The organism is Bradyrhizobium sp. McL0616, assembly GCF_049993385.1.
Taxonomy (GTDB): Bacteria; Pseudomonadota; Alphaproteobacteria; order Rhizobiales; family Xanthobacteraceae; genus Bradyrhizobium.
Genome location: NZ_CP188255.1, coordinates 8,595,488 through 8,611,279 on the forward strand (window position 1 = coordinate 8,595,488; position 15,792 = coordinate 8,611,279).

The window sequence follows — 15,792 nt, forward strand, 5'->3', positions numbered from 1 at the left end:
ATGGCAAAATCCTCCAAAACCATCGACGTGGCGCATTCCTACGCGGTGCGGCTGATGCAGCATTTGGTGGTCCCGACCTTCGTGATCGACCCGAAGCGCCGTGTCGTGATCTGGAACAGGGCTTGCGAGCGGCTGACCGGCGTCGCCGCGTCCGAGGTGATCGGCACCAACAAGCACTGGCAGGCCTTCTACGAGACCAAGCGCCCTTGCCTCGCCGATCTGGTCGCGCTCGACCGCCCCGAGCAGCTGCCGGAATTCTATTCGGAATATGCCGCACGCGGCCACAATGGCCTCGGCTTCAGCGCGGAGAACTGGTGCGTGATGCCGAAGCTCGGCAGCCAGCTCTATCTCGCGATCGACGCCGGTCCCATCCACGACGAGGCCGGCAATCTGATCGCGGTGGTCGAGACGCTGCGCGACCTCACCGACCAGAAGCGCGCCGAGATGGCGCTGAAGGAGCTCGCCACCAAGGACGGGCTGACCGGGCTCTCCAACCGCCGTTCCTTCGACCAGATGTTGCTGACCGAATGGGCGCGCGCCCAGCGAACGCAAAAGCCAATGGCGCTGCTGTTCGTCGACGTCGATCATTTCAAGCTGTTCAACGACCAGCACGGCCACCAGAGCGGCGACGAATGCCTGCGCGCGGTCGCGGCGGTCGTCAGCCGGCATGCGGTGCGCCCGCTCGACCTCGCCAGCCGCTATGGCGGCGAGGAATTCGCGCTGATCCTGCCCGATACGAGTAGCGATGGCGCCTGCACCATCGCGGAGGAGATCCGCGGCGCGGTCATGGCCTTGCGGATCGTCCATGGCGCCGACGGCGCAGGCGACCACGTCACCCTCAGCGTCGGCGTTGCAAGCGACATCCCCGGCGAGACCGACGGCGGCCCCGACCGGCTGTTAGGTGCGGCCGACCAGGCGCTTTATGCCGCAAAGCGGCTCGGCCGCAACCGCGTCATCTGCGCCGATGGCGTTTTGGCCGAATTTGCAGGCCTTGGCCGGGACAGCGTGACGGTTAGCGGTCAGGTTCCTGGCTCGCCGTCCCGCAAATCAGCCTGATCGGCGCGGCCAGAAGCGGTTGCCCGCCCCTCGCCAATCGGCTAAATGAGGCCCCACTGCACCCGTAGCTCAGCTGGATAGAGCGTTGCCCTCCGAAGGCAAAGGTCACACGTTCGAATCGTGTCGGGTGCGCCAGTAGAATAAGGCGTTTCCTACAATCCCCTCTGTCTGAAGAATCTCCCGGGTAAGCACTAGGTAAGCGACATCACCGCATTTGCGGCTGCTGCTCGGCAGCATGGACGTGCCGCTGAGCGTTGGGTCGATTTTTTTGGTCAATATGGCCACTTTCGGCGAACCGGCTTCTTTCTCGAATCTGCAAAAGGGCTATTTTGCGGGCTGACCGATCGAGCGATATATCGCCCAACCGGAGCGCCAACGTGAGTCCACCGAAGAGGCTGAAGAAGCAAGAGGCCCGCGAAGCTCTGCCCGAAGAACTACGCGGCACCTTCGACATGGATGCAAATTTTTTTGACTGGGGGCTAGGTTGGCCAGACACCACATACTTTCTACGCCTAAGCCCTGGGTGGCTTCAAAAAAGACCCACCCTGATCGGGAGGTCATGGCTGCAGAGATTGGGTATGGCAGGCGAGCGCATCGCGCTGAGTCTACTTAGGGAGCGGCGGCGCGGGCAGGCAGTTGCGGCCATCGTTGCCGTGGGCGAGGTAGCACCTCATCCACGCCTTGCGAGCCGCGGTGATCGCAGGATCCTCTGGCTGCTTGGTGCCGGCCTGGAAGAGGCCATGGCGGCGAAGGCCAGGTAGATCATGAAGCCTGCGATGAGGAGCTTGGCTGGCAGCCACATCCCGACCCGGTACTGACCGGCGCGGCGTGATTTGAGAATGCAACGGTCCCGGAAGGGCAAGCCTGTTAGACATCCTCGCAGAAAATGCAAACGCGGCGAGCACTTCGCACTGATTATTGACAGCCAGTCTGCGCACAATCCAATGTGATGGCTTACTTGATTGCAATTTTCAGGGTGGATGGGCAATGAGGTTTTTAGGCCTGCTTTTTCTCTGTGTGCTAGGACTGTCCGCTCATATCGTCTGGTTTGCAAACAACCACAAAGGGTCAGATCCGAAGATCGAGTACTGGCCACCATACTGCACCCTTGCTCCCATCACGATCGATGGGTGCGGTGTCGTCCTCAGCCTCGCCAACTATTTCGGACAATACCCCTACTACTTTGCTTATCTGGAGACCGGCAGTCGCGCTCGTATCAGGGTAGACGCCTACGGCATCAGATACGCGCTTCCAGTGACCCCTGGCAGTCTCGCCGACCCCGATAGCAACGCAGCAAAGGCAGCGGTAGCAGCTGATAAGGCGGCAAGACAGGCGTCAGAACAGACGGCGAGGTCGGCTGAACTGGCTCGCAGGGAGAAGGCGTGGCCAGGCGACTTCCAGCGTGCCGTCAAGCAGTGCTTCCATTTCATCTATCGAGGGCGCGACGCCGATCAGTATGAGGTCGACATCGACATCGAGTTGGCTATCGACGGCTCCCTCGCATCTGAGCCTGCGGTCGTTGCTATACGAGGACCGTCACAGCATGTCGCACAGTATGTTGCCGACAGCGCCAAGCGCGCCGTCATCGAATGCAGGCCCTACAGGTTGCCACAGGAACTATACGAAAATTGGAAGCACATTCCGATGACGTTCGGCCTGAAAGATCTGACATAGGTCACTGAAGGGCAACCAGCGTGCGTGTGGTGCTGTCGTTCAAATGCAAATCGGGTCAGTTTTGCTAATTGATCGGGGGTGACCGCGCCGTTGATGACCACGACGGCCGGGCGCTGCGCGCCAACCTCATCACCGAGCGCCGGGTCGGACAGGGCGGCGTTGAGCAGCACGGAAAACTTTGACTGAACGCGACTGGGGAGGGGCATATGACAGAAGACGAGGCCGAGGAGGCTTTTTCCAGGATCAATTCTACGCTGAGGGAGAATGGCCTAGCGTGGCTGGCAGACCAGATTGCCGGCGAGGCCGCAGAAGGCCGAGCGAGCACGAAGATTTTGTCCGTCCAAGAGTATGCAGAGTTGGCACTCGACGGTCCGGTCGCCAAGCCAAAGAAACGAAAAACTGAGTTTACTCATGTCCGGCCTTTAACATCGAAAGAGAAGCTTAGCGTCTCTATCACGGCTCTTCGAGCAATACTCGTCTCGTCCGGCAAGATACTTCCAGCGGTTTCCGACACGTTGGGCGCGACCAACATAGCCACGTTTTCATTCGCGTCTGATGCAGATACCAGTTCGACCAGTTTACTTGCCGCTCAAAGGCCACGCATTTCAGCGGCCGCCATCGTGCTGGATGAACGCCTTCAGGCGTTGATGCACGAGGTCGACCATGACGCTTGATCCGAACCTCATCGCATCCATCGAGCAGTCCATAAAGGACGCGGTCTCTCCTCTGCTAACTTCGCCGTCGAAAGGGGCAGACTTATACGAGCTATATATTTGGTCATTGATCATCGAAGCGGCGCGAGCGGAAGGAGCAACCGTCGCTTTCTACGATGTAAGCGGCTCGCTGGTGACTTCAAATTTCGTCTTTCGGACATCTCCAGGCCGGATCTTCTCAACGATTCAACCTTACACTCACGCCCATATAGCATTTCCTGGTTGCCCGGCCTTGGAAGCTCATATCGGAATCTTTGTTTCAGGGAAGTCCAAGGTCATCCACGAATGCGACGTCGCGGTGTTATACGCCGATGCCGCTGCTACCTGTAGAGCTGAAGAGGTCCACCCCAAAAGCACTCAGTTGCTTCTGTCAGCCGAATGCAAGTTCTACGTTCAGAGCAGCATGGGCGTTGGGCTCGCGCGCTCCTATTTGGGCCTCGTCTCTGAGGTTAAACACACCTATCGCTCCTGCTATTTTGTAGCGGTTAGCGAATCGAACAGCGTTCAACGGCTTTTTGCGCATCACCAGAAGGATTGGGAGACTGGGGTCACGCCCGACGATCCGAAGGGCAGACCACAGCGCCTTCGTGCCTCCTTCGAGAAGACGTTTCGGGACTTCCAGTTGAGAGAGCGCTAATTTGAGAGATTACCCACTTCACGAGCCAAGCATATGCTGACTTGGCGGAGCTCGACCGGTTGCGTAACTACCTGATCTTCAAGCGCCGCGCCCACGGCGCCGACGCCGGGAAGCTGCGGAGCGCGATCGATGACTATGTCGAGCAACTAACCGGGGACCGGACCAGCTACACACCCAGAACCACAAGTGCGGATGACCTGGTCCCGCGAGTACATCACTGCATTGCTTCTTCCGCTCGTGTTAACCCATTCGACATAAGCCGCAAGAACTGCCGGCGCATATAGACGTGATGGATAATCGAGCCCAGTCTGTCCTTGGGACTGGGCCGCTGGGGGGACCGACGCGGCCTTGTACTTGGGGCGAAGGCCCGCCAGCCAGCCCCGGCGGGCCTTTCCCTCAATCAAGGGAACCTAACAGTCGCGTGAACCGGCGGCCTTGTAAGGTTAATCAACCAATCCCATTTGAACCCCGCATCGTTCGGTCTACACAAACGTGTATCCGGGATTTTTGTTAGTTCCATCTCGGGGCTGGAATGAACACCGCCGTCGGGACAATGTATTTGAGCCCGGCGGCGTAATTATTTAAGGGCTAGCGTCTCGTTCTTCACCTCGCTCATGCCATCACCGTATGCGTCCAGTCCCGATAGCCAGAGCGCACCGCCTTACAAAAAATGAACCTGACTAAGGGGCTTCGGGCAGAACAATTGCATCCAGCTGGTAAGCAGACTATTGGGCTGGATCGAGAAGCAAGCTGACGGCAGCACCTATTGCATTACCGCTGCGGGCGACGAAGCATTGAAGGCCGTTATTCCCACGAAGCGCTGAGCGTGAATAGAAGGCTATCACCGCAGAAGGTCATGGAATGTCGTTTCGACGGTGGATGATCTTCCTGCTGGTTTCCGTGATGATGATTTGCTCGATCGTCGTGGGAGCTCGGTACTTCCTAAGCCGGTGCCATGGCATGGACGCGTGCGCGGCCGCCGAAGCTGAAAGCCATGAGCGAGATAAGCCAAGCGAGCCACAGTAGTTTTAGGTGGAAGACGTCAGGTGCGAAAAGCGCGGCCTGAGTCGCAGCGGGTCAAGGACCGACCGGCTCAATCCACTTCCTGTTGCACCGCGATCCTTACCCTCCGTATTTTTACCGCTTAGACGAGCGGCCTATTGATCTCGCGCACCGGTTGAGCTTGGATGGACTTTTTAGGAATTGGCCGGGGGGCACATTCATGCGCATTTTGGGAATCGTGGCGCTCGGCGCCGCGTTGGGTGGCTGTGCGTCCGCTTCGTCCGACATCACGCCTATGTACGTCTCGCCTGTAGCCTACCAGTCCTACACATGCCAACAATTGGCTTTGGAGGCTCAAGGCATCTCCGCGCGTGCTGCCACCCTTTCCGGTGCGCAAGACAGTCAGCGCACCAAGGACGGGCTTGCTACGGCCGCCGCCATCGTCGTGTTTTGGCCGGCGGCGTTTTTTGTCGGCGGAGACAAGCAGACCGCCGCGGAACTCGCGAACATGAAAGGCCAAATGGTCGCGATCGAGCAGGCGAGCATTCAGAAGAAGTGCAACATTCAATTCCAGGGCAAGCCGCCGGCCTAACGGCTCCCGATTTGCTAAAAGGGGCCTTTCCACGCTGTGCAGTCAGACGGAAAATCCGGGCAAACTCACGCACCCCATAAAAGGGCGAATTATTTTGCGCCGAAAATGCAGAATACCTCTGTTTTCATAGGTCGAAAAATCATCTCGAAAATCGCAATTAAGCGAATTTTCGGTCTCGCGTTTGGTTTTCGAATTGAGGGATCGAGGCGCAGGTGCTGGTCTCTCTTGACCGATATATCCGCGACCATAGTGATGCTTTATTCCTTCAAAAGCGGAATCAGTCCGTATTTGAGAATGATCTGCTGGACCGTTTGAAAATCGGATAGCCCGTCCGGGTCGCTGAACGGCGATACCGTATATAGCCCTAGCCGGGCGGCAGAGCGCCTGACATGCTCAGCCGAACCTAACTGCCAAACCAATTCGGCCCAATGAGCTGCTTCCTGCTTCGAGCCGGGAACTGCCTGCAAAATTTCGCCAGTTGACTTCACACAACTGGAAAAAGTGCTTTGCAGGATAAATCGAGCATTCTCCTCAGAATTGTCTAGCCGGTCCATGCGGGCCTGCGATGCGCCCGGCCCAATAACGCCGTCTAGCGTTTCCTTTTGCACCCACGCATCTTCCGTCGGAGTGTTGTGCGGCACTTTAGCCGCCATGTGCGCGCAAAAAGTTCGCAGGCTGCTCGCGTAATTTGCGCGCCATTTTGCGCCCGTGAGGTCGGAGGTAAGGGCCTTTAATAGAGCCAAAGCCTCAGGACTTTGAGCGCGAGCTGCGAGCGGCTGAAAAACCATCGTAGCCAGTAGCAAAATAATCAAAACACGCATTTTGATCCCCTAGTGATGTTGAGGCTGCTGAGGCCGGCCCTTCAACGACCGAGATTTGGACGAAGACGCCCTTGCCGTCTTTGTCCGGCTGAATAATAACCCTCCGGGTTGAACCGCTTCACGGTACAGCACCGCATGACCTTTGAAGGCGAGACGCGTAAGTCCGTCCGCCACCCAGCGATCGATGGTCGCTTGGCACGGTGACAGATCACAAGTCGGCCCTCAAGGCCGCCGCGACGGAAGCGGACCGCTGTTCTTTGCTTCCCAAAAGCGCGCTTGGACGATGCTGAGAAAGCTCTAGGAGCGCCTCCGTATCACCATGAAGGACTGCGCGGTCCGTCAAGACCTTCCGGCGCTCGATGGACAGTCCCGCCCGCCGCTTCCGCTGAGCTGCCTCTTCAAGCCGAATGATGCGAGCTTCGATTGCTGCCATCAGTGCGCCAAAGGCTTGCCGGTCAGGCACAGAAACCCATCCCGGTCCCCGGTCGCGCCGGCAGTAACTAGGATAGCCATCTGCTGGTTTGCATTATTCGCGGTGATGATGTGCACGCGCCTGGCCGCGTTGCCCCGGCGGGCTTCCAACAGTTCCAGACGGCGGCAGAAGGCGGCCTTCATGTCGGCACCCCGAGCAGTACATGGATCAGATCGGTGTCGCTCATCCGTTTCATGCATTCCTCGTTGGAGGCTGGGAAGCACGCAAAGCCGGCCTTGTTGCATTCCCCTTCCGCTCGCTGGGCGATGCGATCGATCGTGCGATAGAGTTGCTCATGTTCGTCCGGAGGCATCGCTTTGCTTATTCGATCCCCATAGCGGCGCGGCTCCGGCATCGGGCTTCCGTCCTCGAACCATTCGGCGCAGATCACCTTATCGCCCTTGGCAAAGGTGACGCCTCTCAATGCCTCGCCTACGTCTCCATCGGGACGTCGCCACACCACCAATAGCTCATCCGGCCGGGCCCTTCTGGTCTCCAGTTTGACAATCCGCGAGGCCAGATTGCGTCCGATCATTGCAGCACCTCGGGACTGGTGTAGATCGCCAACCACTCCTCGACTGTCGCACATGGCCAAGGCGCAAGCACGAAGCAATGCCCAGCCGCCTCAATCGCTGCAAGCTCCGCCTCGGTGGCGGGCTCACTCACATGATAGACGTAGGGAGGTCGCGGTTCTGCATTCCGCAGCTCTTCCAGCTTGGTGACACGAGACTTCAGATTTCGTCCCATCATTGCGACGTCATCCTCTCCAGGCGTTCCAATCGCTCAGCAAGTTCAGCCGTTTCGAAAGCCTTCACATAAGCCTCAATGAGCTTCGAGATTTCCCCTGCATCGGCCGGTGTCAACTCGCCTGCCGCCACCGCGGTAAGCACGGCAGAGACGGTCTTGGCAGCATCCTGGGCGCTGTTGATCTCGGGAAGCGCAAACGTGACAGGCCGATCTTTCCGAGGTGGCAGGATTCGATCCAGACAGAGACGAAGTGCCGGAATGTCGCCGGTCAGGGCAAGGTCGATCGCCTTCTGCGTCAATGCCTCAGCCTGCCCATCCAGGAGGTTTTCGAGAGCAATGGTCGTGACATTGCGGGAGCCGCGAGGCCGACCACTGGGATTGCCGGACTGCCCCTTTTTAAACGGCTTACCGCGCTGCTTTCCGGCTGTTTTTTCAGTATCAGCCATCAATTCAGCGACCCTACGTATCATAGTAGGACTTCGGGATATTTCCAAAAGCCTCCCCCATTTTGGGATCGGTCTTGCCGCTGTTAGCGATCAGCGCTTCGACAGAGGATTGGTTCTCGGCCATTCGGGCTCCTCTAGGAAAGACCGAAGCGATCGAACAGTCCTGCGTCCGCGCCATAGTCATCCTTCGACAATCCAGGGAGCGGGCTGGAGGCAGTACCTCCGTCGGCACTACCGCTTAATGCGCCGAACAAACTGCTTCCTAGGCCTCCTCCGAGCGCGCCGGAAACCGCTCCCGCCGCGCCCATCAATCCATTCCACAGGTTTGCGCTAGTGTTGTAGTTATTAAGCGTCGCGGCCGCGTTCGTACTGCCGATTGCTGATTGCGTTGTGTTCGCCGCGTTGCCCTAATTGGTGTAGGACGTGTTAAAAGCATTGCCGAGCCCTGCACTCACGCCCGCCGCTCCGGACACGGCATTATTGTTCGCGCCAAGATAGGGATGTCGTGAGCGCATTCCGACCTTGGCCGTAAAGATTCGAAAGCTGATCGTAGCCCTGCTGAAGGCCCTGATTGCGCTGTGCCGCGGCCTGCTCGGCATCGTCGTTACTGAAAATGCTGAATAAACCCATCAGGCCGCTCCCGCCAGTTGAGTGGGATCGACGCCGTCCGCCTCCAACCGTACGATTACCGACTGGCGCAAGTATTCAGATTTCGATTGGCACTTTCGCCGAGCCGCGGCGTCGATCGCGACTGACAAGCTAATCGGCGCACGAAACTGCACCAACTGTTCAAACTTAAAGGGACCGTCCATCTCTCGTCCTCAATCTGCATGAGGCTGTCAGTACGAGAGCAGGACGCGAGCCGCCATGTTAAAGCTGCGGAGGTTGCGCGTTTGGCGGACCCTGCGGATTTTGTTGGCCGCCGGCGGGACACGGGTGCAAAGGAGCCAGAGTTCAAGGACCAGCGTCCCGAAGGGCGGGTCGGGAGCTAAAGTTGCCTCTCACCTCGGCCGGGCAATAGAGGCAAACCCAATTCGCGGGCACGTCGCCTAACGGATGCGATGTGACGTCCAATCTCTCGCGCCATCGCTGGCACTCTTTCCTTACGTTGCGCGAGTTCGATCAGCAGCTTGGTCTCTTCTTCGGTCCATTTGCGGGGTTTTGCGGGCTCCATTGCTGTTCCTGCTCCACGAATCGAAACCGTCATCAGTCTGTGACTGCGATTCTGGCCCGATGAAGGCGATCACGTTCGCCGTCGTCGGGCCAGTACATTGGTACAATGATGGTCTCCGGCCGGTCGCCCTGTGGCTCACCTTCGACGTCGCGCGTCAGGAATCTAGGCCGCCGGTTAACCCTGTTGGCAAACACCCCGTAAGTGGAATGTGAGCCGCCGCCATGTTGCCTCATTGGATCGATGAATTTTCACCGCACTATTTTAAGGTGGAGAAGCATCATGCTGAGAATGGTGTTGTTGGGTCTCCTCATCCTATTGGGTGTTGGATTTCTGGTGTCGATGGAACTCAGAAATCGGGCGCGAAGTACTGTAGTGGTCGTCCAGCCCCTTGCCGAAACGACAGTAGGCCTTTCCGATTCACATGGTGCGTTGGCGAAAGCTGATCGACTAGAAATTGCCGCTGCGAGTAGCGAAACTCCAGCGCAGCCTTCTCTGGTCGAGGAACGCATTTCTCCGTCGGAAGGCACGGGTATCGATTCTTCGGAACTCCCCAAGGTGATTGACCACCATCGGCGCGACCCCAAATCAAAGAAGGTTGCCGCTGCCCTTCCTAAGTCGAAGTCAAAGGAAACCGAAGTCAAGCGAACTACCATTTCCGAGCATTCAAAGGCTGCCGGCGACACCGAGCCCTGTCGGCTAAGCGCGTTTGGTGGTTTGCGTAAGGCTTTGAACTCAATCGACTGCGAGATCTGAATAGGGAGCTGTGCGATGGCACTCGCGGTCGCTCCCTATGCGGCCAACCCCGGCAAAGATACACCGACCCGCTTAAAGTACTCCTTCACCAGTGAGCTTGAACGATCCCCGGCCAGGTAAGCGGCAAGGGCCCGCCGATCTCCATCAAGAAACATCGCAAGCGCGACCTTGCTGACGACCCAGACGCCACCTCCGACACGCCGACCCAGCCCATGCTGCACACACCAATTGCGCAGCGTGCTCTCGGATTTACTGGCTCGGGCCGCCGCCTCCCTAAGGCTGATCCCCTCGCGCGGATCGTACGGCGTGAGAACCTTCAAATAGGAATCCTCAGGCGCTCTCATGTTCAACCGTCCTTAACAGCGTCGCCAAGGGGCCAGCAGAGCCACCTGACCTCGCCAAAGCATGCTGAATGGTCTCAACCGAGCAGCCATGCTGAAGGGCCAAGGATGCGACAATCGCCGCGTCCTGGGCGTTGGTCTCGGCAGCCGTGCCGACCTTCGTCCCGTTGATGAACACCTCAGCAATCCGACCATCCTCGAACCGGCCGATGCCTCCGGTATAGGACTGGCCGTCGCATTCAAACCGGAAGAGCCAATGGGCTCTCCGGTCCTCCAGGCGAGTTCGGAGACCCCTCATTGCGGACCTCCAGCATCTCCATGGGCGCCCAAATCATCCATAGGCGCCCCTGTTTGGGAGGGGGCGCCCATGGGGTTTCCGGGCGCCCATGATGCGTCCGGCAGCTCGAGCACGTAGTGGGAGCCGGGCCCAAAACCGGCTCGGTTGGACTTGATGCCAAGCTCGGTTCGGGCGTCACGAAAGGCCTTACTCTTGCTGAGCCGCTTGTCGTCTTCCAGCAATGCCGCCGCCCGGGCTTGGCGTTCGACCTCTAGAACGTCCACCGGACCAGCCGACAAGATGTCCCGGAGGAACTGAACGACGTCCTCCTTGCCACCACCCGATTGCCCCTTCTTGGCGCCTCGGTTTTCGGAGGCGGTCAGCGCTTCGTCGATCGACTCGCTGACATGGTCGCCCTCGAACATGACGTTCGATGACATCACGTCGTCCCCGACCAAGCGTTGCTCCAGACGGAAAGCCAGACCCGGGCACTTCTTACCCAGGTTGTTCTTTGCCTGAAGCAGGAACCGCCGCTCGTCGTCCTCCGGATCTTCGATCACGGCGAACGCGGCACGGGCCGCAGCCACGAACGCGATCGAGCCGGCAAACCGGTTCAAAGCGCTCTGATTGCCACCACCGCCACCTTTATTGAGGTGCGTCACGGCAACCACGGCGATGCGCAGACGGTTGGCCATGTCGGCCAGCGGCTCCAGGACTTCCCTCGTCTCCACGTTCCCGTTGCCGTCGCTGCCGCCCATGTAGGCCGAGATCGGATCGACGATGATCAGCCTGACGGTGCCGATTTTCCTCGCCATTTCTTCCAGGAGATCGACGTCCGTCTTCAGGCTGAACGTTTTCCGGCCCGTTCCGTCCGGCTTGGTCGCGGCCGAGACGATGTGAACACGGTCACGGTCGGCGCCTGCCGCCATGAGGCGCGGGATGATGGTGTCCTGAACGCCATCCTCTGCAGACATGAAGATGACGTCGCCCGGGAGCGTCGAACCCTCGCCACACGGCCAGTGACCGCCGTTCGAGACGGTCGCCGACATGTAGGCGGTCAATTGGCTTTTGCCGAGACCCGGCGGCCCACCCAGCAGGACGAGCTTGCCCTCCGGGATGCGACCCGGCCAGACCCACACCAATTTCTCCGGCTCGAGGTCGCTGGCGCGATGCGCGATCAGCCGCCGCTTCGCCGGCTTCGAACCGGACGACGCTTGATCCGGCTTCTGCGTCGGCGTGGAGGCCCTTTCGGCATATTGACCGATCAGATCTTCGATCTCATGTTGATCACGACCGAAGTACCCGTGTGCGACAGCGATTTCAGACAAGCGATCGACCATCACGGCTTTGGGCACCCACTGGCTCGCCACGGCATCCGCCAGCGTTGCTGCCGCTTCCGTGAAAACGGCGAGCTTGGCGTCCTGAGACGCCAATGCCACGCTGCGCTTTACCTCGCGCAATATTTTTGCGGCCGTGGGTCCATATTGCCGCTCATCGCTGGGGGCCGTATCGGCAGCTTCGTCCCCGGGACGGCTCTGCGCATGGTCAGAGGGTTGGGCGTTCGCTGACAGAGCTTCGGCGCGGCGCTTCAACTCATCTGCGGTCAGGGGTGCGCGTGATTGATGAAAATTCATTACGCGGCCTCTGCAACAACGATGACGGGGGTTTCGAGCCGGTAGCGACCGTGCGTTCCCGGAAACGATCCGCGATGCGGCTCATACTCTGTGCTGATGGTCAGGCCAGCACGGCGCAGTTTGAAGATGTAGTGCGACCAGCGCGGCGCCGGATAGTCGATCGTGGTCACCCCTCGGGATCCGGCCTCGATCAGGCGCCGCAACGTCCAGGCTTCGCGACCGGTGAAGGTCAGGCATGAGCCGCTTGGGAGACGGATGGTGATGCTGCTCATTGCCCCATCTCCGATCCGATGCCGGCGAGGCTTGCGATCAGATCGGCTACTGCCGGGTTGACGCGATATCGACGACAGACAAAGTGACCAGCGGACGTAGCTGGCCTGCGGACGACCACCCGCCATGAGAAGAGCGGTAGGTCGGAAACCGGTTTGATTTTGGGTTGTGGTTTGCTATAGGTCTTCATCTCGACTGTCTTTCTGAGAAGCTCGGTGCACGTCTGTCCCGCCACAGGATTGGGACGTGCCACCGGGCTTTTTCGTTGGGGGGTTAGGCAACGCGCCGGGTTTCAGATGTCGACCGGACCAAGGGTCCAATCTTCTTCTGCGCCCAGGCATCGAGACCGGAGATGGGATAGAGGGGAAAGCGCCCCGCAAGCCGAAAGGGCGGACCCTCCGAACTCACGCAAGCAAGCTTTGCCAACGTCTTGGGTGAGCAGGGGACGTTGTAGGTCTCGACAACGTACTTGGCCGCTTGAGCACGCCGCAGCAGGCGGTCGGGGTTTATTTCAGCGTTCTCTTTCATCGGGTCTCTCATCAACCGAGGGGAATCCTCTTCGTCGACGTGAAACCTCTCGCATAGTCGCGAGCCCGAAAGCCGCTCAGAACCCGCCCATAACTGATCATAACCCCTGACTGGAGGTTATGATCAGAGGTCCTTTAGCCAAGCCTTGATGTAGCGACGAACGGTTGACTCGGCCAAATCGACACCTTTCTTGGCCCACTCGTTCATAACCGCCTCGGCGATCTGACTCTTGCTCGGCAGGCGCTTATTCGCACGACCTGGTCGACCGCGTTGCTTCACCAAGCCGAGGGCATATTCCTTGATTGCATCCCAATCATACTCAAGGGGGCGGCCGCCCCTGTCGCGCTCGATGGCTTCGACGTTGGCCATTGGACCCGCAGCCGAATAATACCAATCCGAAAACGAATCTTTCTCAATCAGAATGGACGCCCAAACCCCATTCGGGGCGTTGGCGAAATTCACGTCGTCTGATGCGCCAGGGATGTAGGGCGGCAAGAGGATACGATGTGTCCCGCCTGTCAGAACATAAATCTGGCCATCGTCAAACCAGTTCGTGGCGTTGACCTGTGCCCATGCCTCGGGCGGCTGCTCGCTGCGCTCTCCCGTTTCAGCAAACTGAAGATAGGAACGTAACTCGCCAGCATTCAACGCTGCTCGGAGGAGCTGTTGGCTTTCCTGATAGGCATTGAAGCGCTTTTCGATCGAGTCGTCGGGTAGCTCGCCAGTCTTGCGATCCCGAAGACTTAGCTCGATGTCTTCCAACGTTCGCCGGAGATCCTTATAGTGCGAGGTTTCTCCCAGCCTCTCATAAGCGTTTATCTCCGAGAGGGTCATCTTGGCATGGTCCCAGAGGCGCTCGTCCAGCTCCCGCGCTATCAACAACACAGCCCTTTCGAGCGCGTAGAATCCCTTTGGGACAAAGTCCGCCATTGCACTTCCGCTTGTGCTCCGCATGTGGACGACGCGGCAGGCTGGTGCGGACCAGCTTTTCGTGAGCTACCCTAGCCGCGCCGATTGATCAGGCCTTCCGAAGCTGGACGACCTTGCCTTGTTTCTTTCCCGTCATGGCATCGTCAATATGTCTGGCGATCCGATCGGCAGCTGCCAGGAGTGCCGAATCGATCTTGTGAATATACCCTTCCGTGACGCTCGCTCTGGAGTGCCCGATCAGTGCCTTGATGGTCGGGATCGAATAGCCAAGGTCCTCGGCCGTCGAGCTGAACGAGTGCCGCAGGCCATGACTGGTGATTCCCGGCACTTCCTTCGCCGACACCCTCTGCAGCCATCGCGTCAAGCCGGTATGGTGTTTCGCCTCGATGGTGATGGCAGGGAACACATACTTCGACCTGGACTTGGCCATCGCAACCTTCAGCACCGCGATGACGGCCGGTCCCACTGGGCGGATGCTTTTTCCGGTCTTGCTGTCCCCGAGACGAAGCGCCATCCCAGCTGGGTCAACCTCGGTCTTTAGCAGGCCCTCCACCTCATCCAGGCGGCAACCCGTCATCGCGGACGTCCTGCTCGCGAGGACGCGCTGCCAGTGCTCGCCATTTGCCTCAGCCGTGGCGAGGCACTTACCGAGACGGCGATACCCAGCATCATCCAGGCGCCACTCCCTGGTTTGGTCCTTTGGGCGCCTAATGCCGCTCACCGGGTTATCGGCCCGATAGCCCTCGTCGACGGCGTAGCTGAAGATCCCGCCTAGAAGACCCATCGTTCGGGCGGCGGTGCCCTTCCCGCCCTTCACAATCGCCCTACCCCGGGTTTTCGTCTTCACGTCCACGGCGGACTTGCCAGCGATAACGTCGCGCTGAAAGCCCTTGGCATCGGTGGACGTGAAGCCCTTCACGGTCTTCTTCCCCACCAACTTAATGATGTGCCGCTCGATGCGCCCCTTGTCGCTGTACAGGGTCGTTTTGCTCTTCGTCTCACCCCGACGTGTGAGGATTAGGCCGCGCTGCGCCTTGTCCAAGTACTCCCTGCACAGCTCCTCAACGGTCATTGCGCCCCGGGCGAGCTTCTTGCTCTCAACTGGATCTGCACCCCTCACGGCATCCGCCAGGGCCAGCTTAGCGTCTTTGCGGGCCTCCTCCGGCGTCAGGATGCCATAGCGGCCCAAGGTCAGCCGGCGGCTGCGCCCGTTGGCGTTCCGGTACTGGACCAGGAAGGACTTGGCACCGCTCTTCTTCACCCGCAGGCCAAACCCGGGGAGCTCGTCATCCCAAAGGAAGACGTCGGGACCCCTGGTCTCGGCCGCATCGACCATGCGTTTCGTGAGCTTCGGCAATTTTCCCCCAGGTAAGCACCGGGTAAGCAGGCGCCGGAAAACGAGGGAAATTCGGAGTAACGACCGTAGCCCCCAAATCAGGCTGGTTTCAGCCTATATCTGCAAGTGATCAATTCCAAGGGATTTCAGGTAAGCAAGGGTAATCTATTCACCCTTGCCCTCCGAAGGCAAAGGTCACACGTTCGAATCGTGTCGGGTGCGCCAGCCAAATCCGCAATCTATTGATGATGCGGCAGTGTTTAGCCGCTCACGTCGAACCGACGCCTCGATTGTTGATGCGAGAGCGATCCCGTGGGCAACCTGCAAACCTGGAAGATGAAAGTCTGCCGTCTAATTCCCTTTGGGCCCGGGCGGTCCTATCGGGCCTA

Annotated in this window: 18 protein-coding genes and 1 tRNA gene; 8 read left to right on the plus strand and 11 right to left on the minus strand. The window is 59.1% G+C overall.

From position 1 onward, the window contains the following. From ACPPVR_RS41365 to ACPPVR_RS41395, 7 genes are all read left to right on the plus strand, one after another. On the plus strand, positions 1-1,056 hold the full coding sequence (locus tag ACPPVR_RS41365; protein ID WP_426612227.1) for a sensor domain-containing diguanylate cyclase: 1,056 nt from the start codon (positions 1-3) through the stop codon (positions 1,054-1,056). A gap of 58 nt (positions 1,057-1,114) precedes the next feature. Next, positions 1,115-1,191: transfer RNA gene (locus ACPPVR_RS41370), tRNA-Arg, on the plus strand. A gap of 79 nt (positions 1,192-1,270) precedes the next feature. Continuing rightward, positions 1,271-1,396, plus strand: coding sequence for a hypothetical protein (locus ACPPVR_RS41375; protein WP_426612228.1), 126 nt, complete (start codon positions 1,271-1,273; stop codon positions 1,394-1,396). 647 nt (positions 1,397-2,043) lie between these two features. Next, positions 2,044-2,730: a hypothetical protein gene (locus tag ACPPVR_RS41380; RefSeq protein WP_426612229.1), complete on the plus strand. Its 687-nt coding sequence runs from the start codon at positions 2,044-2,046 to the stop codon at positions 2,728-2,730. A 206-nt stretch (positions 2,731-2,936) separates the two neighbouring features. After that, positions 2,937-3,404, plus strand: a complete 468-nt coding sequence (locus ACPPVR_RS41385) for a hypothetical protein (protein ID WP_426612230.1) — start codon at positions 2,937-2,939, stop codon at positions 3,402-3,404. After that, positions 3,394-4,080: a hypothetical protein gene (locus ACPPVR_RS41390; RefSeq protein WP_426612231.1), complete on the plus strand. Its 687-nt coding sequence runs from the start codon at positions 3,394-3,396 to the stop codon at positions 4,078-4,080. The genes ACPPVR_RS41385 and ACPPVR_RS41390 overlap by 11 nt, the downstream gene beginning before the upstream one ends. 1,222 nt (positions 4,081-5,302) lie before the next feature. Next, positions 5,303-5,674, plus strand: a complete 372-nt coding sequence (locus ACPPVR_RS41395) for a hypothetical protein (protein WP_426612232.1) — start codon at positions 5,303-5,305, stop codon at positions 5,672-5,674. Positions 5,675-5,931: 257 nt separating this feature from the next. Here ACPPVR_RS41395 and ACPPVR_RS41400 read toward each other — a convergent pair whose 3' ends face one another. From ACPPVR_RS41400 to ACPPVR_RS41425, 6 genes are all read right to left on the minus strand, one after another. Continuing rightward, positions 5,932-6,495, minus strand: a complete 564-nt coding sequence (locus tag ACPPVR_RS41400; protein ID WP_426612233.1) for a hypothetical protein — start codon at positions 6,493-6,495, stop codon at positions 5,932-5,934. 432 nt (positions 6,496-6,927) lie between these two features. Beyond that, positions 6,928-7,110 carry a hypothetical protein gene (locus tag ACPPVR_RS41405; protein WP_426612234.1) on the minus strand — a complete coding sequence of 61 codons (183 nt, stop codon included), beginning with the start codon at positions 7,108-7,110 and terminating at the stop codon, positions 6,928-6,930. Next, positions 7,107-7,502 carry a hypothetical protein gene (locus tag ACPPVR_RS41410; RefSeq protein WP_426612235.1) on the minus strand — a complete coding sequence of 132 codons (396 nt, stop codon included), beginning with the start codon at positions 7,500-7,502 and terminating at the stop codon, positions 7,107-7,109. Before ACPPVR_RS41410 ends, ACPPVR_RS41405 begins: the two co-directional genes overlap by 4 nt. After that, positions 7,499-7,717, minus strand: a complete 219-nt coding sequence (locus ACPPVR_RS41415; RefSeq protein ID WP_426612236.1) for a hypothetical protein — start codon at positions 7,715-7,717, stop codon at positions 7,499-7,501. Before ACPPVR_RS41415 ends, ACPPVR_RS41410 begins: the two co-directional genes overlap by 4 nt. After that, positions 7,714-8,160, minus strand: a complete 447-nt coding sequence (locus ACPPVR_RS41420) for a DUF5681 domain-containing protein (protein ID WP_426612237.1) — start codon at positions 8,158-8,160, stop codon at positions 7,714-7,716. The genes ACPPVR_RS41415 and ACPPVR_RS41420 overlap by 4 nt, the downstream gene beginning before the upstream one ends. A gap of 477 nt (positions 8,161-8,637) precedes the next feature. After that, complete coding sequence (locus ACPPVR_RS41425) at positions 8,638-8,790, minus strand: hypothetical protein (protein ID WP_426612238.1); 153 nt, start codon at positions 8,788-8,790, stop codon at positions 8,638-8,640. Positions 8,791-9,613: 823 nt separating this feature from the next. On the opposite strand from ACPPVR_RS41425, the gene ACPPVR_RS41430 reads away from it, so the two are divergent. Next, entirely contained in the window at positions 9,614-10,087 is a 474-nt protein-coding gene (locus tag ACPPVR_RS41430) for a hypothetical protein (protein WP_426612239.1), read from the plus strand. Between the two features lie 635 nt (positions 10,088-10,722). Here the strand turns inward: ACPPVR_RS41430 and ACPPVR_RS41435 are convergent. The 5 genes from ACPPVR_RS41435 to ACPPVR_RS41455 form a co-directional block, all read right to left on the minus strand. Beyond that, positions 10,723-12,339 carry an AAA family ATPase gene (locus ACPPVR_RS41435; protein ID WP_426612240.1) on the minus strand — a complete coding sequence of 539 codons (1,617 nt, stop codon included), beginning with the start codon at positions 12,337-12,339 and terminating at the stop codon, positions 10,723-10,725. Continuing rightward, a complete protein-coding gene (locus ACPPVR_RS41440; RefSeq protein ID WP_426612241.1) occupies positions 12,339-12,611 on the minus strand; it encodes a winged helix domain-containing protein in 273 nt (90 codons plus the stop codon). The genes ACPPVR_RS41435 and ACPPVR_RS41440 overlap by 1 nt, the downstream gene beginning before the upstream one ends. A gap of 271 nt (positions 12,612-12,882) precedes the next feature. After that, on the minus strand, positions 12,883-13,137 hold the full coding sequence (locus ACPPVR_RS41445; RefSeq protein WP_426612242.1) for a hypothetical protein: 255 nt from the start codon (positions 13,135-13,137) through the stop codon (positions 12,883-12,885). A 123-nt stretch (positions 13,138-13,260) separates the two neighbouring features. Beyond that, positions 13,261-14,067 (minus strand): hypothetical protein, encoded by an 807-nt coding sequence (locus tag ACPPVR_RS41450; RefSeq protein ID WP_426612243.1) that lies wholly within the window; start codon positions 14,065-14,067, stop codon positions 13,261-13,263. 88 nt (positions 14,068-14,155) lie between these two features. Next, entirely contained in the window at positions 14,156-15,424 is a 1,269-nt protein-coding gene (locus tag ACPPVR_RS41455) for a tyrosine-type recombinase/integrase (RefSeq protein WP_426612244.1), read from the minus strand. Positions 15,425-15,792: the final 368 nt, after the last annotated feature.